General features: G+C 73.3%; 19 protein-coding genes. 8 read left to right on the top strand and 11 right to left on the bottom strand.

Annotated elements, in window-relative coordinates; translation table 11 throughout:
- Window positions 1-42: 42 nt before the first annotated feature.
- The 3 genes from ABD324_RS32855 to ABD324_RS32865 all read right to left on the bottom strand — a co-directional run bounded on the left by ABD324_RS32855 (window position 43) and on the right by ABD324_RS32865 (window position 5,716).
- Complete coding sequence (locus ABD324_RS32855; protein WP_344427533.1) at window positions 43-3,834, bottom strand: ABC transporter ATP-binding protein; 3,792 nt, start codon at window positions 3,832-3,834, stop codon at window positions 43-45.
- Window positions 3,835-3,899: 65 nt separating this feature from the next.
- Window positions 3,900-4,784, bottom strand: coding sequence for a hypothetical protein (locus tag ABD324_RS32860; RefSeq protein ID WP_344426268.1), 885 nt, complete (start codon window positions 4,782-4,784; stop codon window positions 3,900-3,902).
- Window positions 4,781-5,716 (bottom strand): ATP-binding cassette domain-containing protein, encoded by a 936-nt coding sequence (locus ABD324_RS32865; protein ID WP_344426271.1) that lies wholly within the window; start codon window positions 5,714-5,716, stop codon window positions 4,781-4,783. Before ABD324_RS32865 ends, ABD324_RS32860 begins: the two co-directional genes overlap by 4 nt.
- A 93-nt stretch (window positions 5,717-5,809) precedes the next feature.
- Here ABD324_RS32865 and ABD324_RS32870 point away from each other — a divergent pair, with 93 nt between their 5' ends.
- The 5 genes from ABD324_RS32870 (at window position 5,810) to ABD324_RS32890 (ending at window position 13,425) form a co-directional block, all read left to right on the top strand.
- Window positions 5,810-7,354, top strand: coding sequence for a long-chain-fatty-acid--CoA ligase (locus ABD324_RS32870; protein WP_344426274.1), 1,545 nt, complete (start codon window positions 5,810-5,812; stop codon window positions 7,352-7,354).
- Between the two features lie 28 nt (window positions 7,355-7,382).
- Complete coding sequence (locus tag ABD324_RS32875; protein ID WP_344426276.1) at window positions 7,383-8,408, top strand: LLM class F420-dependent oxidoreductase; 1,026 nt, start codon at window positions 7,383-7,385, stop codon at window positions 8,406-8,408.
- Between the two features lie 90 nt (window positions 8,409-8,498).
- Complete coding sequence (locus ABD324_RS32880) at window positions 8,499-9,290, top strand: hypothetical protein (RefSeq protein WP_344426278.1); 792 nt, start codon at window positions 8,499-8,501, stop codon at window positions 9,288-9,290.
- A 246-nt stretch (window positions 9,291-9,536) separates the two neighbouring features.
- Window positions 9,537-13,247 (top strand): multifunctional oxoglutarate decarboxylase/oxoglutarate dehydrogenase thiamine pyrophosphate-binding subunit/dihydrolipoyllysine-residue succinyltransferase subunit, encoded by a 3,711-nt coding sequence (locus tag ABD324_RS32885; RefSeq protein WP_425565970.1) that lies wholly within the window; start codon window positions 9,537-9,539, stop codon window positions 13,245-13,247.
- A gap of 4 nt (window positions 13,248-13,251) precedes the next feature.
- Window positions 13,252-13,425, top strand: coding sequence for a DUF6104 family protein (locus tag ABD324_RS32890; protein ID WP_344426283.1), 174 nt, complete (start codon window positions 13,252-13,254; stop codon window positions 13,423-13,425).
- A gap of 90 nt (window positions 13,426-13,515) precedes the next feature.
- Here the strand turns inward: ABD324_RS32890 and ABD324_RS32895 are convergent, their stop codons facing one another.
- A complete protein-coding gene (locus ABD324_RS32895; RefSeq protein ID WP_344426286.1) occupies window positions 13,516-13,689 on the bottom strand; it encodes a hypothetical protein in 174 nt (57 codons plus the stop codon).
- Window positions 13,690-14,286: 597 nt separating this feature from the next.
- On the opposite strand from ABD324_RS32895, the gene ABD324_RS32900 reads away from it, so the two are divergent.
- Both ABD324_RS32900 and ABD324_RS32905 read left to right on the top strand, forming a co-directional pair.
- Window positions 14,287-15,174 carry a helix-turn-helix domain-containing protein gene (locus ABD324_RS32900; RefSeq protein ID WP_344426289.1) on the top strand — a complete coding sequence of 296 codons (888 nt, stop codon included), beginning with the start codon at window positions 14,287-14,289 and terminating at the stop codon, window positions 15,172-15,174.
- A gap of 119 nt (window positions 15,175-15,293) precedes the next feature.
- Window positions 15,294-15,509: a DUF397 domain-containing protein gene (locus ABD324_RS32905; protein ID WP_344426291.1), complete on the top strand. Its 216-nt coding sequence runs from the start codon at window positions 15,294-15,296 to the stop codon at window positions 15,507-15,509.
- A 27-nt stretch (window positions 15,510-15,536) separates the two neighbouring features.
- Here the strand turns inward: ABD324_RS32905 and ABD324_RS32910 are convergent, their stop codons facing one another.
- The 4 genes from ABD324_RS32910 to ABD324_RS32925 are packed head-to-tail and all read right to left on the bottom strand — an operon-like array spanning window position 15,537 to window position 19,176.
- Window positions 15,537-15,905, bottom strand: coding sequence for a hypothetical protein (locus tag ABD324_RS32910; RefSeq protein ID WP_344426294.1), 369 nt, complete (start codon window positions 15,903-15,905; stop codon window positions 15,537-15,539).
- Window positions 15,902-18,616 (bottom strand): FtsK/SpoIIIE domain-containing protein, encoded by a 2,715-nt coding sequence (locus ABD324_RS32915; protein WP_344426297.1) that lies wholly within the window; start codon window positions 18,614-18,616, stop codon window positions 15,902-15,904. The genes ABD324_RS32910 and ABD324_RS32915 overlap by 4 nt, the downstream gene beginning before the upstream one ends.
- A 28-nt stretch (window positions 18,617-18,644) precedes the next feature.
- Window positions 18,645-18,893, bottom strand: coding sequence for a hypothetical protein (locus tag ABD324_RS32920; protein ID WP_344426299.1), 249 nt, complete (start codon window positions 18,891-18,893; stop codon window positions 18,645-18,647).
- Between the two features lie 22 nt (window positions 18,894-18,915).
- Entirely contained in the window at window positions 18,916-19,176 is a 261-nt protein-coding gene (locus tag ABD324_RS32925) for a hypothetical protein (RefSeq protein WP_344426301.1), read from the bottom strand.
- Window positions 19,177-19,353: 177 nt separating this feature from the next.
- On the opposite strand from ABD324_RS32925, the gene ABD324_RS32930 reads away from it, so the two are divergent.
- Window positions 19,354-20,634 (top strand): Nramp family divalent metal transporter, encoded by a 1,281-nt coding sequence (locus ABD324_RS32930; protein ID WP_344426304.1) that lies wholly within the window; start codon window positions 19,354-19,356, stop codon window positions 20,632-20,634.
- Here ABD324_RS32930 and ABD324_RS32935 read toward each other — a convergent pair.
- The 3 genes from ABD324_RS32935 to ABD324_RS32945 form a co-directional block, all read right to left on the bottom strand.
- The gene (locus tag ABD324_RS32935; RefSeq protein ID WP_344426307.1) at window positions 20,631-21,431 is read right to left on the bottom strand and encodes a DUF5134 domain-containing protein; all 801 of its coding nucleotides are present in this window, start codon (window positions 21,429-21,431) and stop codon (window positions 20,631-20,633) included. The two genes, ABD324_RS32930 and ABD324_RS32935, sit on opposite strands and share 4 nt — an antisense overlap.
- 354 nt (window positions 21,432-21,785) lie before the next feature.
- Window positions 21,786-23,459 (bottom strand): multicopper oxidase family protein, encoded by a 1,674-nt coding sequence (locus tag ABD324_RS32940; protein WP_344426309.1) that lies wholly within the window; start codon window positions 23,457-23,459, stop codon window positions 21,786-21,788.
- A complete protein-coding gene (locus ABD324_RS32945; RefSeq protein ID WP_344426312.1) occupies window positions 23,456-23,950 on the bottom strand; it encodes a hypothetical protein in 495 nt (164 codons plus the stop codon). Before ABD324_RS32945 ends, ABD324_RS32940 begins: the two co-directional genes overlap by 4 nt.
- Between the last annotated feature and the right edge of the window lie 6 nt (window positions 23,951-23,956).

A 23,956-nucleotide genomic window follows, 5' to 3' on the forward strand; every position in this document is an offset into this window, starting at 1 on the left:
TCGCGCAGTTCCACGGCGAGTCTGCCCCCGAACGCGAGAGAGTTAGGCCGAACGGGCCGCGGAGACGTCCTCCGTCTCGGCGTCCGCCGCGGGCTCGAGCTCGCCCGCGCGCCACAGCGCGGCGTACCGCCCGCCCGCGGCGAGCAGCTCGGCGTGCGGGCCCAGCTCCACGATCCGGCCGGCGTGCAGCACGACGATCCGGTCGCTCGCCGCGGCCGTCGCGAGCCGGTGGGCCACGACGAACGCCGTGCGCCGCGAGGTCAGCCGGTCCCCGGCCGCGAGCACCGCGGCCTCGGTGGCCGGGTCGAGCGCGGCCGTGGCCTCGTCGAAGATCAGCACGTCCGGGTCGACGAGCTCGGCCCTGGCCAGCGCCACGAGCTGCCGCTGCCCGGCCGAGAGCCCCTGCCCCCGCTCCCCCACCGGATGCCGGAACCCGCCCGGCAGGCTGCGCACCAGCTCGAGCGCCCCGACCGCGCGCGCCGCCGCCTCGATCTCCGCGGGAGTGGCCTCCGGGCGGCCGTAGGCGATGTTCCCGGCCACGTCCCCTGTGAACAGGTGCGGCTCCTGCGGCACGAAGCCCAGCCGCTGGCGGTACGCCGTGAGGGGGAAGCGCCGCACGTCCGTGCCGTCGACGAGCAGCTCGCCCTCGCCGACGTCGTAGAACCGGGCGAGCAGCTTGACCATCGTCGACTTGCCGGCGCCGGTGGCCCCGACCAGCGCGATCGTCTCCCCCGGTCGCACGTGCAGGTCCACGTCGGCGAGCGCGGGCCGCTCCACGCCGGGATAGCGGAAGGTGACCCCGCGCAGCTCGATCTCCCCGCGCAGCCGCTCCGGCACCGCCGCGGCCTCGCCCGACGGGACCGCCGGGATCGAGGTGGGCGTGCGCAGCAGCTCCGCGATCCGCAGCAGGCCGATGCGGGCCTGCTGGTAGCCGTCGAACACCTGCGACAGCTGCTGGACCGGCGCGAAGAACAGGCCCAGGTACAGCAGGAACGCCGTGAGGATGCCGGGCGTGAGGTCCCCCGCCGCGACCCGCGCGGCGCCGACACCGAGGACCGCGGCCTGCGCGATGTCGCTCAGGAACGCGACGCCCGGGAAGTAGGTCGCGATGTAGCCCTGCGCCCGGATCCGGGTGCGCCGGTAGGCGTCGCTGCGCTCCCCGAACGCCGCCGCGCTGCGCTCCTCGCGGACGAAGGCCTGCGCGACGCGGACCCCGGTCACGTTCTCCTGCATGTCCGCGTTGACCACGCTGACCCGCTCGCGCGCCTCGGCGTACGCCCGCGAGGACAGCCGGCGGAAGAACACCGTGGACAGGAGCAGGACCGGCAGCACGGCCAGCGCGACCAGCGCCAGCTCGGGATCGGTGACCAGCAGCGCCACCGCGACGCCGACGAGCGTCAGCAGGCTGACCACGGCCTGGGCGAGGCCGGTCTGCAGGAAGGTGGACAGCGCGTCCACGTCCGTGGTCATCCTCGTCATGATCCGGCCGGAGAGCTCGCGCTCGTAGAAGTCCAGGCCGAGCCGCTGCAGGTGCGCGTAGCTGCGGATGCGCAGCAGGTAGAGCAGGCTCTCCCCGGCCCGGGCGGTGACGACCGTCTGGAACGCGACGACCACCGCGTCCGCCAGCACGATGCCGATCCCGACGAGCGTGGCGATCAGCAGGACGCGGGTCGAGCCCGCGGTGATCCCGCCGTCGACCGCGAACCGGGCCACCGACGGGAACGCCAGCGTGGCCAGCGCGTCGAGGGCGACCAGCCCCATGCCCAGCGCGAGGGTCCAGCGGACCGGCTTCAGGAGCTTGGCGAGCCGGAAGCCGGGATCGGGCGCGGCCGGGTCGAGCCCCCCGAGCAGCGGCGCGTCCGTGGCCGGCTCCAGGTTCGCGACCGCCGTGAGCAGCGCGGGCGTGGCGCTGATCCCGCCGACCATCCCGATCGTCCCGCGGGCCGGCGGGCCACCGCCCCGGCCGCCGCCGCTCTCGGCCGCGGCCGTGCGCAGGGCGCGATCGGACTCGACCACGTCGAGCTCGGCGGTCTCCGGCCACAGCTCGGGCGTGACCCCGCCCGTGGGCACCGCGACGGCCGGTGCCGCGGCGGGCAGCGGCTCCGGCGCCGTGTCGCTCTCACCACCGGTGGCCAGCAGCTCGCGGAAGAGCGCGCAGCGCCCGCGCAGCTCCTCCTCGGTGCCGACGTCGACCACCCGGCCCCCGCCGGCCTCGGAACCGTCGAGCACGGCGATCCGGTCCGCGAGCGCGAGGGTGGACCGGCGGTGGGCGACGAGGATCGTGGTGCGGGAGGCGGTGAGCTCGCGCAGCGCGTCGTGGATCGCGGACTCGGTGGCGGTGTCGACGGCCGAGGTCGCGTCGTCGAGCACCAGGACCCGGGGATCGGTGAGCAGGGCCCTGGCCAGCGCGATCCGCTGCCGCTGCCCGCCGGACAGGGTGAGCCCGCGCTCGCCGACCTCGGTGTCGTAGCCCTCGGGCAGCGCGTCGACGAACGCGGCGACCTGCGCGGCCTCCGCGGCGGCGCGGACCTGCTCGTCGGTGGCCTCGGGGCGGCCGTAGGCGATGTTGGCGCGGATGGTGTCCGAGAAGAGGAAGGCCTCCTCGAAGACGACCCCGAGCTCGCCGCGCAGCTCGTGCAGCCGCAGGTCCCGCACGTCGACACCGCCGAGGCGGACCGCGCCCGACCAGGGGTCGTAGAAGCGCGGCAGCAGCAGCGCGACCGTGGACTTGCCCGAGCCCGCGGTGCCGACGATCGCGAGCGTCTCCCCCGGCTCGGCGCGCAGCGAGATGCCGTCGAGCACCGGCTGGTCCGGGGCATAGCCGAACCGCACCCGGTCGAGCTCCACGGCGAGCGGCCCCTCGGGCAGTGCGCGCGGCGCGGCCGGGTCCTGCACGTCCGGCTCGGCGTCGATCAGGTCGTACACCCGCTCGACCCCGGCCCGGGCCAGCTGCGCGGTGACCACCAGGGACCCGACCAGCCGCGCGGGCCCGACGAGCTGGGCGACGTAGGTGGTGAAGGCGAGGAAGGTGCCGAGCGAGATCGAGCCGCGCAGGGCCATCAGCCCGCCGATGCCGATCACCGCGACCTGCCCGAGCGTGGGCAGCGCGAGCAGCACGGGATTGAGCCGCGAGGTCATCCGGGCGGCGCGCATCCGCTCGCCGAACAGCCGCCGGGCCAGCCCCTCGAGGGCACCGACCTCGCGCATCTCCTGCCCGAAGCCCTTCACCACCCGGACGCCGGTGACGGTCTCCTCCACCTGCTGCGCGACGTCCGCCGCGCGCTGCTGGGCGGACCACGTGGCCGGGAACAGCGACCGCCGGGTGCGGGTGGTGACGTACGCGGCCAGCGGCAGCATCACCAGCGACACGAGCGTGAGCAGCGGGGACAGCCACAGCATCGCGGCGACGGACGCGATCACCAGGACCACCGTGCCCGCCGAGAGCGGCACGATCGCCAGCAGCGTCTGCACGAGCTGGAGGTCCGTGATCGCGCGGGAGGCCACCTGGCCGGTGCGCAGCGCGTCCTGACGCCGCCCGTCGAGCCGCTGGACGGCGGCGAACACCTGGCGGCGCAGGTCGTGCTGCACGTCCAGGCCCATCCGGCCGGCGAGGTAGCGGCGCAGGAAGGAGGCGACGTACCGGACCACCGCCAGGCCGAGGATCGCGAGCACGATCACGAGCAGGGTGTCCGTGACCCCGCGGACCGCGTCGTCCACCGCGACCCGGGTGAGCAGCGGGCCCACCGCGTCCAGGCTCACCCCGAAGACGGACGCGACGATCGCGCCGACCGTCACCCCGCGGTGGCGCAGGCAGGCACGGGCCAGCCGGCGCATCCAGGAGGGGGCGGGAGTGGTGGAGTCGGGCACCCACCCACAGTAGGACGGGGCACCGACAGTCCTCAGGTGACGTCCCGCCGCCCGCCGGCCACCCACGCCAGGGCCACCCCGGCGGCCGCCCAGACCAGCAGCACCAGCAGCGCGCCCCAGCCGGGTGGCGGCGCGCTCACCCCGGCGAGCCCCTCGACGACGGCGGTCGAGTAGCGCCCACCCAGCTCGCGGGCGGGCAGGTCGTAGAGGGCGACGTCGCCGGCGTTGGCGGGCAGGTACGAGGTCAGCCTGGCCACCGCACCGGGCGACCGCCCGGAGTCGACACCGTCGTCGAGGCCGGAGCGCAGCGCCATCGACAGCAGGTTCTCGACGGCGAGCACGTACCCCAGCAGGACGACGATCGCGCCGACCTGGTTCGTCAGCAGTGTCCCGAGGGCCACGCCGAGCACGCCCCAGAGCGCACAGACCGCCACCCCGGTGGCCGCGACGGCGAGCAGCGAGCCCACCGACGGCAGCCGCCCACCGCCCTGGCCGAGCAGCCCGCCGACCGCGCCCACCACCGCCGCGACCAGCGCGTACCCCGCTCCGACGACCGCGGCCGACGCCGCCTTGGCCAGCAGTGTCGGGGCGCGGCCCGCGAGGAGGTAGGTGGTGGTCGCGGTGCGGTGGCGGAACTCCGCGGTCGCGAGCACGACGCCGTGCAGCCCGGCGAACACGGAGGTGAGCGCCAGCGCGTAGGCGAGCGAGGCGAGCAGGACGCCCGGCACGTCCCGGGAGACGCCGCCGATCGCGGCGCTGAACAGCCCGCCGAACAGGTTGATCATCAGCGCGACCAGGGCGGCCGGGATGAGCAGGGCCCACCAGGTCTTCACCGACAGCGTCTTGAGGGCTTCCGCACGGAGCGCGCGGACCGGCCCCGCGCGAACCGGCCCGGTGCGCGGCGCGGGCGCGGTCATCCGGCACCCCCCGTGAGCCGCAGGAACATCGCCTCGAGATCGCCCTGCCGCTCGGTCATCCCGTACACCGCGACGCCCGCGGCCAGCGCCGTGTCCCCGACGAGCACCGGATCCGCCGCGATCGCGAGCCCGCCCCCGGGCAGGTGGTCGATCTCCAGCACCCCGCGGCCGGCGAGCGCGGCCGCCAGCGCGGCCGGGTCCGCGCAGAGCACGGTCACCCCGGGCCGACCGGACAGCCCCTCGCGCGCGCCCTGGTACACGCAGGTCCCGTCCCTGATCACGACGAGCCGGTCCGCCGTCTGGGCGATCTCCGCGAGCTGGTGGCTGGAGACCAGCACGCTCTTGCCGGCGGCGGCGAACCGGCGGAGGAAGTCCCGCAGCCAGGCGATGCCCTGGGGATCGAGGCCGTTGCCCGGCTCGTCGAGCACCAGGATGCGGGGATCGCCGAGCAGGGCCGTGGCCAGCGCGAGCCGCTGCGCCATGCCGAGCGAGAAGCCGCCCGCGGGCCGGTCCGCCGCCTCGGTGAGCGCGACGAGCGCCAGCACCTCGTCCACCCGCGCGGCGTCCACACCGATCGCCGCGGCGCAGGCCCGCAGGTGCCGGCGCGCGGTGCGGGCGGGATGGAAGCCCTGCGCCTCCAGGACCGCGCCGACGACCCGCCCCGGCGCCGGCAGCGCCACGTACGGCACGCCCTCCACCAGCGCGGATCCCGCGGTGGGAGCGACGAGCCCGAGCAGCGCGCGCAGGGTGGTGGTCTTGCCCGAGCCGTTGGGCCCGAGGAAGCCGGTGACCGCGCCGGGCTCAACGGTGAACGACAGCCCGCGCACGGCCTCGACCGCCCCGAACCGCTTCACCAGGCCCGAGACCTCCAGGCGGCCCCGGCCGCCGGCGGAGCCGACCGGGCCGGCGGAGCCGTCGGGTTCGCGCGTCACGCCCGCCATCCTCGCAAGCGCTCCCCAACCGGCCCCGGCCCCGTTAGGCTGCTGTCCGATTTGTGACCTCCCTCACCGTCGAAGGAGCCCTGGATGACGCTCAGCGCCGTCACCGACATCCCCGCCCTGCTGGCCCGCTGGGTGGCCGAGCGTCCGGACTCCGAGGCGCTGCGCTTCGGGGACAGCCGCTGCACCTGGGCGCAGCTCGACGAGCGGGTGCGCCGGCTGGCGAGCGCGCTGCGGGCGGAGGGGATCGGCCGGGGCGACCGGGTCGCGGTGCTCGACCTCAACCACCCGTCCTGTCTGGAGATGACGCTGGCCTGTGCGCGGATCGGGGCCGCCAACGCCGTCGTCAACTTCCGGCTGGCGCCGCCCGAGATCGTCTACGTGATCAACGACGCCGAGGCCAGGCTGCTGCTGGTGGGCCCCGAGTTCGAGGCGGCGGCCGCGGCGCTGGCGGACAGGATCCCGGGCGTCGCGCGCACGGTCACCGCGGGCGAGTACGAGGCCTGGCTCGCCGCCCACGAGCCCGAGGAGGGCCCCGCGCAGACCGATCCCGAGGACTGCTTCGTGCAGCTCTACACCTCGGGCACGACCGGCTTCCCGAAGGGCGCGCTGCTCACCCACCGCGCGATGCTCGCCCACGCGGACAACGTCGCGCACAGCTTCGAGGTGGACACCAGCGCCGTCGTGCAGGTCGCGATGCCGCTGTTCCACGTCGGCGGCACCTCCTACGCACTGCTCGCCATCGCGCACGGTGCACGGATGGTGATGCTGCGGATGCCCGATCCGGCCGCCGTCGTGGCGCAGCTGGAGGAGGAGAAGATCACCCACACCTTCCTCGTCCCCGCGCTGATGGCCGGGATGACGCAGGTCCCGGGCGTGGCCGAGCGCGACTTCTCGGCGATCCGCACGCTGTCCTACGGCGCCTCGCCGATGCCGCTGCCGGTGATGCGGGCCTGCCTGCCGCTGTTCCCGGGCCGGATGCACCAGGTCTACGGCATGACCGAGGCCTGCGGCGTCGTGTCCGCGCTGCCGCCGTCGGACCACGACGACCCGGCCGTCGCGCACCGGCTCTTGTCCGCGGGGCTGCCGATCCACGGCGTCGAGATCGAGGTCCGGGAGCCGGGGACCGGCGAGCCCGTGCCGACCGGCGGGCCCGGCGAGATCTGGGTGCGCACCACGCAGCTCATGGCGGGCTACTGGCGGCAGCCGGACGCGACGGCCGCGGCGATCACCGCGGACGGCTGGCTGCGCTCCGGCGACGGCGGGCACCTCGACGCCGACGGCTACGTCTACGTGACGGACCGGATCAAGGACATGATCGTCAGCGGCGGGGAGAACGTGTACCCGGCGGAGATCGAGCGCGTGCTGGCCGAGTACCCGGGGATCGCCGACGTCGCCGTGATCGGGGTGCCGGACGAGCGGTGGGGCGAGGTGCCCCGCGCGATCGTCGTGGCCCCGGACGGCGTCGACGAGGCCGCGGTCCTCGCGCACTGCCGGGAACACCTCGCGTCGTTCAAGTGCCCCAAGGGGATCGACGTCGTCGCCGAGCTCCCCCGCAACCCCACCGGCAAGATCCTCAAGAAGGACCTGCGCAAGCCCTACTGGGCGGACCGGGAGAGTCGTCTGGTGTAGGCCCGCCGAACGTGACAGTCTCACTGTCATGAAGCTCTCGACGCAGCTCCCGTACTCGGACGACCCGGTGGCGGGGGCCACCCGGATCGTCGAGCTCGAGAAGGCGGGCCTGGACGTCGTGTGGGTCGCCGAGGCCTACAGCTACGACGCCGTCTCGCTGATGGGGTTCCTCGCCGCCCGCACCGAGCGGCTCGAGATCGGCTCCGGCATCCTGCCGATCTACAGCCGCACCCCGACCCTGACGGCGATGACGGCCGCGGGCCTCGACGCCCTGTCCGGCGGCCGCGCGCTGCTGGGCCTGGGCACCTCCGGACCGCAGGTGATCGAGGGCTTCCACGGCGTGCCCTTCGACAAGCCGGTCACCCGCACCCGCGAGGTGATCGAGATCTGCCGGCAGGTCTGGCGCCGGGAGAAGATCGACCACCACGGCCTCTACGACATCCCGCTCTCCGGCGGCACCGGCCTGGGCAAGCCGCTGAAGCTGATCAACCACCCGCTGCGCGAGCGCATCCCGATCTGGGTCGCCGCGCTCGGGGACAGGAACGTCGAGATGACCGCCGAGCTCGCCGAGGGCTGGCTGCCCCACGTCGTCGTCCCGGAGCGGATGGAGCAGGCGTTCGGGGACACGCTGCGCGCCGGCGCCGCCAAGCGCGATCCCGCGCTCGGCCCGCTACAGATGACCGGCGGCGGCTTCCTCGCCCTCGAGGAGGAGATGTGGGAGCCCGCGCGGCAGGCCGCTCGCGGCATGTACGCGCTGTACGTCGGCGGGATGGGCGCGCGCGGGAAGAACTTCTACAACACCGTGATGCAGCGCCAGGGCTGGGGCGACGCGGCGAAGCTCGTCCAGGACCTGTACCTCGACGGCAAGCCCCAGGAGGCGGCCGCCGCGCTGCCGGACGAGTTCATCGACCAGGCGACGCTCATCGGGCCGCCCTCGTTCGTCAAGGAGCGGATCGCCGCGCTGCACGAGGCCGGCATCACCCATCTGCAGGTCAACGCCGTCACCAACGACGCACCGAAGATCCTCGGACAGGTTCGGGAGTGGCTCCCGTGACACCTCGGTAGAGGGGGTGGGTCACGGCGCGTATCGGGGCCGTTCCACAATGCTCAGGCGAGAGTCCTCGACCGCTCCGGGAGCTGCGTGGTGCCCGAACTGCCCGTGCGCACGTCCGACGAACCGATGGAACCGGAGCACTACCGGTACATCGCGACGCATGCGTGGTGGATGGGCACCTTCCTGCAGCCGGAGCCGGACGCCCCCTGCCACGTGCACTTCTCCGAGCACCTGCTGCAGCAGTGGACGCCGGCGCGGCAGGACTCGGACTGGCTGCTGGACCGGGTCCTCACCGGGCGGGTGACCTGGCTCGCCGGCTCGGGGGCGGACGCGGAGGAGGCGGGCTTCGACCTCCGGGACGCCTGGCCCACCGGCCGGTTCCGCGCCCCCTACGGCGACTTCTACGCCGAGCTCAACGAGTGCGAGCCCCGGCGACCCTCCGGCGCCTGGGCCACCCCGACGCCGGAGTTCCTGGCCCTGCTCCCCCGCGATCCCGTGGCCCTGCTCGCCAGGCTGCGCGAGGACTCCCCCGAGGGCCGCAGCTACAGCGGGCCCTTCCGCAGCGCCGTCGACGCGCTGCGCAGCTGCTCGGTCCCCGCGGACCTGCGCGCCCCGCTGTTCGCCGCGCTGCTGGAGCTGCCGGCGGTCACGCTCGTCGACGAGGTCAAGGATCTGGACGGCAACCTCTGCCTCGCCCTGGTCCACGACGTCGGCGCGACCCGCACGGAGCTCCTCGTGGACCCGGTCGACGGCCAGTACGCCGGGGAGCGCGACACCCTGCGCCGGGCGTCGACCTGTGGGCTGACCGAGGGCACCGTCATCGCGGAGACCTCGGTGCGCACGGCGGTGGTCCCGGCGATCGGCGCCCTCCCGGTGTTCTGACCGATCCGTTTTCCGGAGCCCGGAGAGGGCATCCCCCGGGAGTGGCGAGCCGGACAGTGACGCCGGTCCTGGCGCGGTACCGGCGCCGCCACCGGGAGGACTACCCTTTGGGGGCGGTCATCGGCGACTCACAGAGCTGAAAAGCGATCCAAGGCGGTTGAGAGCGTGTCCACCAGCAGTACGTCCAGCCATACGAGCGAGTTCGGGGCCAACGACTTCGGCCCGAACGAGTGGCTCGTCGAGGAGATGTACCAGCGGTTCCTCGAAGATCCGGCCGGGGTCGACCCGGCCTGGCACGACTTCTTCGCCGACTACAAGCCGGGAGGCTCGCTCTCCGGAGCCGCGCCCGCCGAGGACAGCCCGACCGCACGGGCCGCCGCCGAGGAGGGGTCCTCCCGCAACGGCGCGACCGCCGCCCCGACCGCCGCACCCACCACCCCCGAGAAGACCGACGCCGGAAAGCAGACCGTGGCCCCCGCCAGCACCACCACTGCCCCCGCCGCCCCCGCCACGAACGGCAACGGGAGCGCCCCCGCCGCCCGTCCGCAGGCCAAGCCGGCCGCCGGCAGCGCCTCCAAGGCCGCGCCGCAGCCCGCCCCCGCCAGCCAGGACACGGTCACCCCGATCCGCGGCGCGGCCAACGCGGTCGTCAAGAACATGAACGCCTCGCTCGCCGTGCCCACGGCCACGAGCGTGCGCGCGGTGCCGGCGAAGCTGCTCGCCGACAACCGGATCGTCATCAACAACCAGCTCAAGCGCACCCGCGGCGGCAAGATCTCCTTCACCCACCTGATCGGCTTCGCCGTGGTGAAGGCGCTCGCGGACTTCCCGACGATGAACCGGTACTTCGCCGAGGCGGACGGCAAGCCCACCGTCGTGCAGCCGGAGCACGTCAACCTCGGCCTCGCGATCGACCTGCCCGGCAAGAACGGGCAGCGCTCGCTCGTCGTCGTGTCCATCAAGGGCTGCGAGAACATGTCGTTCGCGCAGTTCTGGTCCGCCTACGAGGGCATGGTCCACAAGGCCCGGGGCGGCAACCTCCAGGCGGAGGACTTCCAGGGCACCACGATCTCGCTGACCAACCCGGGCACGCTCGGCACCAACCACTCGGTGCCGCGGCTGATGCAGGGCCAGGGCACGATCGTCGGCGTCGGCGCGATGGAGTACCCGGCCGAGTTCCAGGGCGCGTCGGAGGAGCGGCTGGCGCAGATCGGCGTCAGCAAGATCATCACGCTGACCTCGACGTACGACCACCGGATCATCCAGGGCGCCGAGTCCGGCGACTTCCTGCGCCGGGTGCACCGCCTGCTCCTGGGCGACGACGGCTTCTACGACGAGATCTTCACCTCGCTCCGGGTGCCGTACGAGCCGGTCCGCTGGGTGCAGGACTTCCCCGAGGGCGAGGTCGACAAGACCGCGCGGATCCTCGAGCTGATCGAGTCCTACCGCACCCGCGGCCACCTGATGGCCGACACGGACCCGCTGAACTACCGCCAGCGCCGACACCCGGACCTCGACGTGCTCTCCCACGGGCTCACGCTGTGGGACCTGGACCGCGAGTTCGCCGTCGGTGGCTTCGGCGGGCAGCACCACATGAAGCTCCGCGACGTGCTGGGCCTGCTGCGGGACTCCTACTGCCGCACCGTCGGCACGGAGTACATGCACATCGCCGACCCGGAGCAGCGCGCCTGGCTGCAGGAGCGCATCGAGGTCTCGCACCAGAAGCCGAGCGTCGTCGAGCAGAAGTACATCCTGTCGAAGCTCAACGCCGCGGAGGCGTTCGAGACCTTCCTGCAGACGAAGTACGTCGGCCAGAAGCGCTTCTCGCTCGAGGGCGGCGAGACCGTCATCCCGCTGCTCGACGCCGTGCTCGACAAGGCAGCCGAGAACGAGCTCGACGAGGTCGTCATCGGCATGCCGCACCGCGGCCGGCTGAACGTGCTGGCCAACATCGTCGGCAAGCCGATCTCCCAGATCTTCCGCGAGTTCGAGGGCAACCTCGACCCGGGCCAGGCCCACGGCTCCGGCGACGTGAAGTACCACCTGGGCGCCGAGGGCAAGTACTTCCGGATGTTCGGCGACGGCGAGACCGTCGTGTCGCTGGCCTCGAACCCCTCGCACCTGGAGGCGGTGGACCCGGTGCTCGAGGGCATCGTCCGCGCCAAGCAGGACATCCTCGACAAGGGCGACGGCGGCTTCACCGTCCTGCCACTGATGATGCACGGCGACGCGGCGTTCGCGGGCCAGGGTGTCGTCGCGGAGACCCTGAACCTCGCGCTGCTGCGCGGGTACCGCACCGGCGGCACCGTGCACGTCGTCGTCAACAACCAGGTCGGGTTCACCACCGCCCCGGAGCACTCCCGCAGCTCGCAGTACTCCACGGACGTCGCGAAGATGATCGGCGCCCCGGTCTTCCACGTGAACGGCGACGACCCGGAGGCCTGCGTCTGGGTGGCCAAGCTGGCCGTCGAGTACCGGCAGCGCTGGAACAACGACGTCGTGATCGACATGATCTGCTACCGCCGCCGCGGCCACAACGAGGGCGACGACCCCTCGATGACGCAGCCGGCCATGTACGACGTGATCGACGCGAAGCGCTCGGTGCGCAAGATCTACACCGAGTCGCTGATCGGCCGCGGCGACATCACGATGGAGGAGGCCGAGCACGCGCTCAAGGACTTCTCCAACCAGCTCGAGCACGTGTTCAACGAGGTCCGGGAGCTGGAGCGCACGCCCCCGGCCATCTCGCTGTCCGTCGAGACCGAGCAGCTGGTGCCGACCGACCTCGACACGTCGGTCCCGCTGGAGGTCGTGCACCACATCGGCGACGCGCACGTCAACCTGCCCGAGGGCTTCACCCCGCACCAGCGCGTGAAGCCGGTGCTGGTCAAGCGGGAGAAGATGTCCCGGGAGGGCGACATCGACTGGGCCTTCGGCGAGCTGCTCGCCTTCGGTTCGCTGGCGATGGACGGCAAGCTCGTCCGGCTCTCGGGCCAGGACTCGCGGCGCGGCACGTTCGTGCAGCGGCACTCGGTGCTGATCGACCGCAAGACGGGCGAGGAGTACACCCCGCTGCGGAACCTCTCGGAGAACCAGGGCCGCTTCCTGCCCTACGACTCCGCGCTGTCGGAGTTCGCCGCGCTCGGCTTCGAGTACGGCTACTCGGTGGCCAACCCGGACGCGCTGGTCCTGTGGGAGGCGCAGTTCGGCGACTTCGTCAACGGTGCCCAGTCGATCATCGACGAGTTCATCTCGTCCGGTGAGGCCAAGTGGGGCCAGTTCTCCGACGTCGTGCTCCTGCTGCCCCACGGCCTCGAGGGCCAGGGCCCGGACCACAGCTCCGGCCGCATCGAGCGGTTCCTGCAGCTGTGCGCCGAGGGCTCGATGACCGTCGCGCTCCCGTCCGAGCCCGCGAACTACTTCCACCTGCTGCGCCGGCACGCCCTCGACGGCGTCCGCCGCCCGCTGGTCGTCTTCACCCCGAAGTCGATGCTGCGCAACAAGGCGGTCGTGTCGCCGGTCTCGGACTTCACCGGCGGCCGCTTCCGCCCGGTGATCGACGACCCGGAGTTCCGCACCGCGGACGGGCCGGCCGCCGGCGTCAAGAAGGTCCTGCTGTGCAGCGGCAAGATCTTCTGGGAGCTGCACCAGCAGCGCCAGAAGGAGAACATCACCGACACGGCGATCGTCCGCATCGAGCAGCTGTACCCGGTGCCGGACCGCCAGCTCGCATCCGTCCTGGAGCGCTACCCCAACGCGGAGGACATCCGCTGGGTCCAGGAGGAGCCGGCCAACCAGGGCCCGTGGCCGCACATCGGCCTCGAGCTCCCGGAGAAGCTGCCGCGGGTCGCGGGCCTCAAGCGGGTCAGCCGCCGCCGCATGGCCGCCCCGGCCCCCGGCTCGTCGAAGGTCCACGAGGTCGAGCAGCGCGAGCTGATCGCCAAGGCCTTCTCGTAAGCGGATGTACGCGACCGACCGCGGGATCGAGGAGCTCGAGTCCCGCCGCGAGGGCGAGGCGCTCAGCGTGGAATGGCTGACCGCCCGCCTCCGCACCTTCGTGGACGACCACCCCGTATACGAAGACGCCGTAGACCGCCTTGCGACCTACCTGGCGCGCGACGAGGACGAGGACTGACCCGGGCCCGGCCGGCGGCCGGGCCCGGGCCGGTCCCCCGGTCGGGGCGGGGTCCTCACCTCGGGGATCGCCCGAGGTCCCGGGCTGACGTCACGTCATGAAGGACAGGGCCTCCTCCCACGGGAAGCGGGCGGCGAGCTGGTACACCCCGGCGAATAGCACCAGCCAGCACACCCAGCGGAGGATGCGGACAAGCCGGTCCGCAGCGTCGTTGCCGGTTCCGGCCAGGGCCGGCTGCACCAGCGCGATCATGCCCAGGGCCACCTGCGCCCATCCGGTGCCGGCGCCGCCGGCCGCGCGCGCTGCCGCCGCTCTCCCCCGATCGGATGGCTGGCCTTCGCCTGCGGCCCCCCGTAGCCTCATGGACGGTTCCTCCTCCGACGAGTCCGACTTCGTGTATGGGGCGGATACCTGACCGAACGGGGTCCCGTCGCATGGGGCCCCGTTCTCTCTTTCGGGTTCCCCGGCGTCCGGCCGCCCCGCTCTGGCGTCTCGCGGGTCACCCATCCCCGGTCACCATGTTCGGTTGCGCTCGTGCCATCGCATCCCGCTCACTCCCTCTCGCACCGAGTAGCTTGCACGCTGAGACTACATAAAGTAACAATCGTAGTGAAGGTCCAAAGTGAATTTTTCACATTGCTGCGTATGGTCATCGATCGGTGACCTACGGCGATGAGCTGCGGGAACGCGATCGACCACGGCCCGCCTGCCCACGACGTCCCGCGGCCACCCGGCGCCCGCTACTCCGCTCCTCAATCCTGCGGAGCGTAGCCGGATCATGACTCTGGGCATCAGAGTGAGTGACCGCTATGCTTGCTGCATCGTGCAAGTTTCAGATGCACCGGACGTGAAGCCAGAGCGATGACCTCGAACACACCTGCCCAGGCCGGACGCCTCCATCAGGAGCTGCGTCAGATGCGGGCGATCCTTGGCCTGACCCAGGACGAGGTGGCGCGCACCCAGGAGTGGTCGGCGGCCAAGGTCCATCGGATCGAGAAAGGCATCTCGCCCATCACGAAGAACGACCTCGCGGCGCTGCTGAGGAGCTACGGGGTCACGGATCCGCTGCGGGTCGACGAGCTCCAGAGACTGGCCCAGGCGGCGCGGCGGCAACGCCAGAAGCTGCCCTACTCGACCTACGGCGACGTGCTGACCCTCGAGGCCCGCCGGTTCTTCGCCTACGAGCAGAACGCGGACCGGATCTCCGAGGTGGCGATGCTCGTGCTGCCGGGTCTCCTGCAGACGCCCGCCTACACGCGCGCGCTGCTCAGCGGCGGGCACGGCACAGACAGCACCCGGTTCACGCGCCTCGCCGAGATCCGTGCGGACCGCCAGCAGCGCATAACGGCCGCGGACGGCGGACCCCGGCTGCACTTCTACCTCGACGAGGCTGTCCTGACCCGGGCGATCGGCGGCCCCTCGACGATGCTCGAGCAGCTCGACCACCTCGGCGAGCTCAGCCGGCGGCCGACCGTCACGGTGCGGATCATCCCGCTCGCGCTGGGGGCGAACCCGGGACTGCGCGGTTCGTTCGTGCTCCTCGAGTTCCTCGCCGAGGGGGCGCCGGCCGTCGTGTACCTGGAGGACCGGCGGGGGGACAGCGTCGAGGACGCCCCGGAGGTCACGGACGGTTTCCGCGACGTGCTGGCCGAGCTGGCGCGCGACGCCGCGCCCGCCGACCGCACCGCGGCGGCGCTCGACGCCGCCCGGGCTGTCCTGCGGGCGGGCGCCGCTCCCCAGGAAAGATGAACGGGCACCACACCACTCATTCGGCGCAGAGTACGGAGCGTAGTCAGCTCGTACCATCGGCGTGAGTCGAGAAGGGGGCGGCCCGCAGGTCGTGGGGCGTCAGCGGGGGAGTGGACGCAGTGCCTGATGGGATAGCACCGGAGACCTGGCGCAAGAGCAGTCACAGCAACTACCAGGGCTGCGTCGAGGTACGTTTCCTCGCCGGAGGGGTCGAGGTCCGCAACTCGCGCGACCCTCACGGTCCGGTCCTGAGGTTCACCCCATTCGAGTGGGACGTGTTCCTCGCCGGTGCCCGGGGGGACGAGTTCGACCTCCCCCGGCAGCGCGCGAGCTAGAGGGTCCGGTGATTCGCCGGACGCTCCCTATCGGCGGAAGCCGAAGCGGCGTCTCGTGATGAGCTGCATGAGGGACTCGTAGGTCGTGCCCAGGTCGCGGTCGTACTGGTCGAGTTTCGCCGGGTCCGCCTCCGGGTCCGGCTTGGGGGCGGAGCGGATCCGCATCCACGGCTCGGACCACATCGCCTCGAGGACCGACTCCCAGTGCAGGTCCACGGCGAAGCGGGTCAGGGCGGTGCGTTCGCCGACCCGGCGCATGCGGTCGTCGAGGCGGGCCAGGCTGTGCTCCAGCTTGGCGGCCTCGATCTCGTCCTTGTCCCGCAACGCCTCCACCGCCGCGCTGATCTCCGACGTGACGGTCTTGTAGGCCTCGGCGGCGCTGCGCTGCTCACTCATCGGGCGTCACCCGGCACGAGCACGACCTCGGGGCGCGAGTGCTGGGCGCGGTCGAAGAACAGGCCGCGGCCGGGGCGCGGGGACCAGGTCGTCGAGGTCAGGGAGGCGAAGGGGGCCAGCTCGGCTCCCTGGACGTCGAGCCCGATCCAGGCCCCGACGTCGTCGACGCTCGCGGACATCGACAGCAGCTGCTTGAGCCGGGTCGCCGACCGCCACCACCCGACGACGTGCACCCCCACCTCGGGCCCGAAGCGCAGCACCGTGCGGAAGGCCTCGGTGCCGGCGCGCTCGAGCAGCGGATCGGCGGCGTCCGCGCCCAGGACCAGCAGGAACACGGGGCTGCGGTCACTTCCGGCGGCCCGTTCGCGGACGGTCGCGGCGAGCTCCTCGACGCGGGCGCGGAAGTCGGCGAGGGCGACGGTCTCGACCTCCCCGAGCACCTGCTCGATCCCCGCCGGATCACCGACGAGCGGGGCCAGCAGGAACCGGGCGCCCGAAGGTGCGGTGCGCGCCAGGCCGGCCGCGGCGCCGCCCATCACCCGCAGCGCGTCCCGGGAACCGGAGCCGAAGACCGCGACGTTGCGGCCCGGCGCGTCCGGCAGGCGGACGGCCGCGGGGCTGCCCTCCATGTCGATCACCTGGCCGACCACGGCGAGGGGCTCGCCCGCCGGCAGGTCCGCGACCAGCGCGCCGAGCGCCGGGGAGCTCGCCCCGTCGAACACCCGCGGCGACTCCGCCCCGAACTGCTCGTGCGCCCGCACCTGCACCTCGTGGACCACGTCCTTCGACGCGTCCGGGATCCGCGCGATCTCGTTGCCGTGCTTCACCCCGGACTCGTGGTTGACGATCGCGTGCCACTTCGGCAGCGTCTGCGCCGCCTCGTTGAGGGTGGCGAGCACCCGGCGGGCCCGGGGCAGCGCGATCCGCAGGACGAACTGCTCGAAGATCGCCGGCCGTCCCCAGAAGGCCTCGATCCCCGACACGTCCTGGCTCGCGAAGACCAGGTGGATGCCCTGGGAGCGGCCGCGCCGGGCGACGTCCTCCAGCAGGTTGGTGGCCCGCTTGGCCAGGGCGTCGTTCTCGGCGAAGAGGAACTGGAACTCGTCGACGATCGCGACGATCCGCGGCCAGTGCCCCTCCGGGTCCGCCCTGCGCAGCTCCTCGAGCTTGGTGACCTCCTGCTGCTTCGCGACGTCCGCCCGGCGGCGCATCTCGTCCGCGAGGAACTGCAGCAGCGCCAGCCCGAACTCGCGGTCGGTGTTGACGTTGATGCCGATCAGCTGCGCGTGCGGCAGCCAGGTCTTGTCCTGCTGGCCGGGCGCGAACTGGGCGAAGGACACGCCCTCCTTGAAGTCGAGGAGGTAGAACTGCAGCTCGGAGGGGCTGTAGCGGGCGGCGAGCGAGGTGATCATGCCGATCAGCAGGTTGGTCTTGCCCGAGCCGGAGGGGCCGCCGATCAGGGCGTGCGGCGAGGCGTCGTCGAGACGCAGCTCCACGGCGCTGCCGTCGTCGTCGCCGATGTCGGTCTGCAGGCCGGCCGCCGAGTTACCCGTCATCCAGCCGTCCCGGGGCAGGAACTCCGCGAGCCCGCGGACCCGGGAGCGCCAGCCCTCGTGCGCCCGGACGATCGTGTCGCAGGCCCCCGTGACCTCGCCGCGGCCGGGCAGCGGATCGGGGGTGACGGCGATGTGCTCGCCCGTCATCGAGCAGCGCACCCCGTCCGCGGTGAACCGGACCGACTCGACCGGGGCCGCCACGGTGACCGGCAGGTCGAGGAGCACGAGCTGGATCCCCGCCGTCAGGCCGCTGCGGGCGATCCGCTGCAGGCGGCGCTGCTGCTCCTCGGGCAGGGGCGCCCGGTTCCCGGCCAGGACGACGACCTGCCACGGCTCGCTGCGCTTGCCCGTGCGTTCCGTGTAGTCCCGCAGCGACGTGTCGCCCTCGGACAGGACCCGGCTGTGCACTCGGTGGACCCGCTCGGCGAGCTGGTCGAGCAGGCCGTCGAGGTCGTTGGGGTCGTGGGCGGTGACGAGCCCGGTACGGCTGAGCGGGTGCAGGCCGGGGAACAGGGTGTACTGGCTGCCGTCCCACACGTCGACGCGCAGCACGCCGGGCCGGAACGCCGAGAACAGCCGCAGGAGCAGCAGCTCCACCAGCTCCTCGGCGCGGGCGCGGGTCCGCGGCCGGGAGTCGACGCGCAGGTGGGACTCCTCGAGCAGCGGCACCGCGACCGGGAACGACGGCCCGGGCGCGAGCCGGCCGCTGCCGATCCGCCAGAGCGTCGGGAAGTCCTTGATGCCGTCCAGGGCGGGATCACCCGTCTCGGACTGCGCGGCCGCGCCGGGGAACGGGACCTGGCCCAGCCAGGCCGTCCCCTCGGCGCCGGCGGCGCCGGGGGCGTGGGCGGCCACGAGATCGGCGAGCCGGGCCGGGCCGCTGCGCGCCCACGTCCCGAGCGCGGTGGACCGGTCGTTCTCCGACGCGCGGACCACGCCCCGCAGCGCAGGCGCGGCGAACGAGCCCGCCAGCCCGCGGTCGGCGCGGGCGGCCTCGAGCCCGTCGCGGCGCAGCCAGAGGGCGAACATGGACAGGGCCTGGCGGCGCACCGCGTCCTCGCGGAGGCGGTCGGCGGCGCCGAGCGCCCGGCCGGCGGCCGCGTGGAACTCGGCGAACGCCTCCTCGACGCGCTCCCGGTGCTTGCGCCCCGCCACCGTCAGCACCCCGTCCCGGAGCGACCCACTAGAGCCGGGCCCCGAGGTCGGCGACCAGCTCCGCGGCCGCGTTCAGGGTCGTCACCAGCACGTCGACCTCCTCCCGGGCCTTGCCGAGCTCCACCACCGGCAGGGTCTCACCGGAGCGCTCGGCCAGCTCGGTCAAGGCACCGACGGCCTCGCCGAGCTGCTCGGCCGCCGCCGCGGCGTGTCCGCGGGCCTCGGCCGCCAGCCCGGCGACCGCGTCGAGCGCCGCGCGCAGCTCCCCGATGCTCACTGTGCTCTCTCGTCGGCTCTCGCTACAGCCGCGCCGAGACGCCCTCGGCCGCCTCGATGGCGGCGTTGACCGCCTGCTGCACGTCGCCGATCTTGCTCGCCGCGTCGGCGAAGTAGGCGTTGGCCTGGTCCACGTCGCTCTGGCTGCTGCCCTCGGTGACCGACGCGAGCGCGGCCTGGGCCTGCTCGATGCAGTCCTGCGCCTGCTGGAGCGCACCCAGGCTCTCGGAGGCCTTGTCGGTGGCCTGGCCGATCCCGGACCGGACCTCTTCGATGCTCGCCACGGCTGCTCGGACCTCTTTCGTCTCACTCGCGGGGATTCGGGCGAGGGCCGCCCGGCCGGAATCTATCGTCCGCTCGCGTGCGCGTTCGTGCACCCCGGGTTACGCCACACCCTGCAGGACGGATCGGACATCCCTACCGTTTCCGGGACAGAGCTGTCACCTCAGCGGGGAGGGAACGTGGCGACGACGCTCGAGCAGCCGCCGGTCGGGTTCGGGGCGAAGATCCGGCAGGTCGGTCCCGGCCTGCTGGCCGCGGCGACCGGTGTCGGCGCCGGTGATCTGGTCGCGACGATGATCGCCGGGGCCCGGTTCGGGACCGTCCTGCTGTGGGCGGCGCTGCTGGGCACGGTGCTCAAGCTCGCGCTCGGTGAGGGCGTGGGCCGCTGGCACCTCGCCTCCGGCACCACGCTGCTCGACGGCTGGCGGCGGCTCGGGCGGTGGGCCACCGGCTTCTTCGGCGTGTACATCGTGATCTGGGGCTTCGTCTACGGGGCCACGGCGATGTCCGCGGTCGGCCTGCCGCTCAACGCCCTGTTCGGCGGGCTGTCGGTGCGGTACTGGGCGATGATCGCCGGCGTGGTGGGGCTGGCGCTCGTCTGGACCCAGCGGTACGCCTTCTTCGAGAAGTTCATGACGGTGCTGGTGCTGATCAAGTTCTGCACCGTGGTCGCCGTGGCGGTGCTCGTCGCCCCGGACCTGGGGAACCTCGCGTCCGGGCTGGTGCCGCGGCTGCCCGCCGGATCCACGATCTACGTCCTCGGGCTGGTCGGCGGGGTCGGCGGCACGATCACGATGGCCGCCTACGGCTACTGGATGTTCGCGAAGGGCTGGAGGGGCACCGGCTGGCTGTCGATGATGCGGCTCGACAACGCCGTCGGCTACGTCATGACGGGCATCTTCGTGGTCGCCATGCTGATCGTCGGCTCCACGATCCTGTTCGGGCAGAACCTCACCGAGTCCGACAGCGGGCTCCTGGTCCTGGGCGCCGCGCTCGACGAGCGGTACGGCGGCTGGGCCCGGATCCTGTTCCTCGTCGGCTTCCTGGCCGTGACGTCGACGTCGCTGCTCGGGGTGTGGAACGGCGTCAGCCTGATGTTCACCGACTGGACGCGGACGGTCCGGCTCCCGCACGGCAGTGCAGCCGAGGGCGGGGAGGCCATGAGCCGCTTCGCCTCCGGGGAGGCCGAGCGCTCCCCCGCCTTCCGCGGCTACCTGCTCTGGCTGACGCTCCCGCCGATGGGGCTGCTGTTCATCGACCGGCCCTTCGGGCTCACGCTGGTCTACGGCGTGCTCGGCTCGGTGTTCATGCCGTTCCTGGCGATCACGCTGATGCTGCTGCTCAACTCCCGCCGGGTCGAGGGACCCGGGCGGTCGGGCCGGCTGTCGAACCTGCTGCTCGGCGCGGCCTCCGCCCTGTTCCTCGCGTTGCTGGTGACGGACGTCGTCAACCGTCTCTAGAGCATGCCCAGGAGCATGACGGTCATCGCGGACGCCATGACCAGATGCGCGACGGCGGCGGCGCCGGGGGCGCGGAGCACGGCCAGCCGGGCTCCCTCCGCGGGTCCGGGGGCGCAGCCGCAGTCGACGGCCGGGGCTGTGCTGACAGCCGCGGCGGTGCTGACAGCAGCGGCGGTGGCGACGGCCGGGGCGGTGGCGACGGCCGGGGCGGACCCGCGGGCGGTACGAGCCCCGGCGGAATCGGGTCCGCCGGCAGTGCCGGGAACGGCACCCGGGCCGGCCACGACGCCCACCGCGGCGGGCGGTCCGAGCACCCCGCCGGACGAGGCCGCCGCGGCGGACGTCGCGCGGCGGGCGGCCAGGTAGCGGTCCCCGCAGCGCATCACGTGCCACGCGAAGTAGCCGGCGAGCAGGATCGCGGCGAGCGAGCTCCAGGCCGAACCGCTCATGTGGTGCCCGCCCGCGGCCGGCGCGGTGACGAGCATGACCAGCATCGCGATCCCGCAGGCCAGGTGGTGCCCGGCGTCGTCGACGGCGAGCCCCCGGCGCAGCGCGACCACGGCGAACCACGCCGCGCTCACCGCGAACACGGCCGTCCACACCGGAGTGGGCACCGGGTCCAGCGCCGGGGAGAACATCGCCGCCATGCCGAACCCCATCGCGGCGTGCGCGGCCTCACCGGCGACCGGGCGCCCGTCGCGGCGGGCGGTCGCCAGTCGGACGAGGTGCAGCAGCCCCAGCCCGAGGGACACGGCGGCGAGGACGGCGGAGAACAGGGTGGTCGACGACAGGGCCATGACAGGTCGACTCCCTCACCCCGGGCGGACTCATCGGTCGGGAAGGAGAGTAGGCAGCGCGTCACCACCGACGCCATACCGTGCCCGGGTACCCACCCCGGGTGACAACCGGTCGGGGAGCACCCGCGGGACGGTCCGGACATTCACTCCGGTCTGCGCCGATCGCCGTCGCCCGAGGTCCATCCGGACGAATGTCCGAACACCCTCCGTGTGCGACGAATCACCCCGCGCGCAACCGACCCGCGTCGCGCCGCCGCCCACCCGGCGCCGTCGCCGTCCCAACCCCAGCGCCGAGATGAACCTCAGGGCGATTTCGGGGGTCCCGGAATCGCCCTGAGGTTCATCTCGGCCGGGTCAGACGGTGCGGATCGTCGCCATCATGGCCATGTCCTCGTGCTCCAGGTTGTGGCAGTGCAGGACGTAGCGGCCGCGGTAGCCGGTGAACCGCACGGCGACGTCGACGATCTCGCCGGGGCGGACGTCGACCGTGTCCTTCCAGCCCGCGTCGAACGGCCCGGGGCCGCGGCCGTCCCGGGACAGCACCTGGAAGTGGTCGAGGTGCAGGTGGACGGGATGATGGACGTCGCTGCGGAAGCGCCAGGTCTCGGTCCGGCCGAGCGGCACGTCCGCCTGGGAGACGTCCGGGTCGAAGGTGCGGTCGTTGATGGTCCAGCCGGAGTGGTCGCCGGCCTGCCCGCGGCGGAACACGAACTCCCGGCGCACCGGGCCGGGGACCAGCGGCTCGATCGTGGAGAGGCGGGCGGGGACCGCGGAGTCGTCCCGCGCCGCGCGGACGACCCGGAACTGCAGGACCTCCCGGGCGGAGGTGGAGCTCGCGGAACCGACCATCGGCGCCGAGGTGGAGCTCGCGGAACCGACCATCGGTGCCGAGGTGGAGCTGAGCGCGTTCACCATCGTCACCGCTGTCCCCACCGGCACCCTCCCGAGATCCACGACCACGTCGAGCCGCTCCCCCGGCGCCAGGTCCACCCTCGAGAGCTCGACCGGGGCGGCGAGCAGCCCGCCGTCCGAGCCGATCTGGGTGATCGGCAGGTCCGGCGCGCCCGGGACCTGCAACGACAGCGAGAGCCGGCGGGCGTTGGAGGCGTTGAGGATGCGCAGCCGGTGGCGTGCGGCGTCGACCTCGACGAACGGCGCGGGTGCCCCGTTGACCAGGATCTGGTCGCCGAGCACCCCCTCCATCCACTCGCTCTGCACCCCGGGGACGCGGGTCAGCGTGCGATCGAGCGACGGGTAGGCGAACTGCCCGTCGGCGTCGAACGAGCGGTCCACGATCAGCAGCGGGATCTCGCGGTCCCCGCGCGGCAGCGGCAGCGCGTCCTCCTCGTCGTCCCGCACGACGAACAGGCCGGCGAGGCCGCGGTAGACCGCGGGACCGGTGAAGTCCATGCGGTGGTCGTGGTACCAGAGCAGCGCGGCGCGCTGGTCGAGCGGATAGCGGTGGTCGCGGGTGCCGAGCGCGAGATCGCCGGGCATGTGCTGGTGGGGCGCGGCCTGCCCGGCGGGGACGAGCAGGTCGAGGGGCCACCCGTCGTGCTCGGGGGCGGTGTGCCCGCCGTGCAGGTGCGCGACCGTCGGCACGGGCAGCGCGTTCGTGTGCCGGACGACGACCGGCCGGCCCCGCCGGGTCTCGAAGGTCGGGCCGGGGAAGGTGCCGTCGTAGCCCCAGATCGTGGTGCGGGCGCCGGGCAGGATCTCGACGTCCGCGGCGCGCTGGGTGACCTCGTAGAGGTCGGCGCCGTCGAGGGTGCCGGTGGGACGGGCGACGGCCGGGCGCGGCAGCGGCACCGTGTACGGCTCGGGGAGCGGACGGGTGCTGGGCAGGGTGTCGCCGGTCTGGCCGGGTGGGGTGTCGATGCCGAACACCCCGCAGCCGGCGAGGGCGACGGACCCGACACCCACAGCCCCGAGCGCGCCGAGGAACCCCCGGCGGGAGAGCGCGACCCGCGCCGGACCACGCCCCGACTCGCGCGGAGCCACGGCCCGACTCGCGGAGCGGCGGGTCATCGCGGGCTCCGGGGGTCCGCCGAGCCGATCGGGGCCGACGGCGGAGGCGGCGAGGTGAGCGGCGGCGCCGAGGGCGAGGACATCGGGCGGCGCGAGGTGCGGGCGCGGCGGGCGGACGGGGTCCACACCCACCCCGCGAGCAGGATCGAGCTCGTGACGATCAGGACGCCCAGCGGCACGTGGTACTGCAGCTCGCGGGCGTAGCCGACGCCGATCTGCAGGCCCTCGGCGAGGAAGAGGACCACGATCACCGGCAACACCCACAGCCGCCCGCGACCGCCGAGGACGTAGGCGAGCGCGGCGGCGATGAGCAGCAGCCCGAAGGCGGCGAGGGACGAGCCGACGGCGCCGTGCACCGCGATGGCGTCCACGTCGCCGGTCAGGAACAGGCCGGCGAGCAGCGGCTGGCAGGCGACGGCGAGCACGTGCACCGTCAGCAGGACCCGGAGGGTCCACAGGCTGGCGCGCGGCCCCGGAGAAGGCGTTTCCACAGCTCA

This window comes from Pseudonocardia ailaonensis (assembly GCF_039531635.1).
In the GTDB taxonomy this organism is placed as follows: Bacteria; Actinomycetota; Actinomycetes; order Mycobacteriales; family Pseudonocardiaceae; genus Pseudonocardia; species Pseudonocardia ailaonensis.

Coding starts and splice junctions, on each gene's coding strand:
- ABD324_RS32855 (WP_344427533.1), bottom strand. CDS start 3,834: ATGCGCCGGCTGGCCCGTGCCTGCCTGCGCCACCGCGGGGTGACGGTC.
- ABD324_RS32860 (WP_344426268.1), bottom strand. CDS start 4,784: ATGACCGCGCCCGCGCCGCGCACCGGGCCGGTTCGCGCGGGGCCGGTC.
- ABD324_RS32870 (WP_344426274.1), top strand. CDS start 5,810: ATGACGCTCAGCGCCGTCACCGACATCCCCGCCCTGCTGGCCCGCTGG.
- ABD324_RS32875 (WP_344426276.1), top strand. CDS start 7,383: ATGAAGCTCTCGACGCAGCTCCCGTACTCGGACGACCCGGTGGCGGGG.
- ABD324_RS32885 (WP_425565970.1), top strand. CDS start 9,537: ATGTACCAGCGGTTCCTCGAAGATCCGGCCGGGGTCGACCCGGCCTGG.
- ABD324_RS32890 (WP_344426283.1), top strand. CDS start 13,252: ATGTACGCGACCGACCGCGGGATCGAGGAGCTCGAGTCCCGCCGCGAG.
- ABD324_RS32900 (WP_344426289.1), top strand. CDS start 14,287: ATGACCTCGAACACACCTGCCCAGGCCGGACGCCTCCATCAGGAGCTG.
- ABD324_RS32910 (WP_344426294.1), bottom strand. CDS start 15,905: ATGAGTGAGCAGCGCAGCGCCGCCGAGGCCTACAAGACCGTCACGTCG.
- ABD324_RS32935 (WP_344426307.1), bottom strand. CDS start 21,431: ATGGCCCTGTCGTCGACCACCCTGTTCTCCGCCGTCCTCGCCGCCGTG.
- ABD324_RS32940 (WP_344426309.1), bottom strand. CDS start 23,459: ATGACCCGCCGCTCCGCGAGTCGGGCCGTGGCTCCGCGCGAGTCGGGG.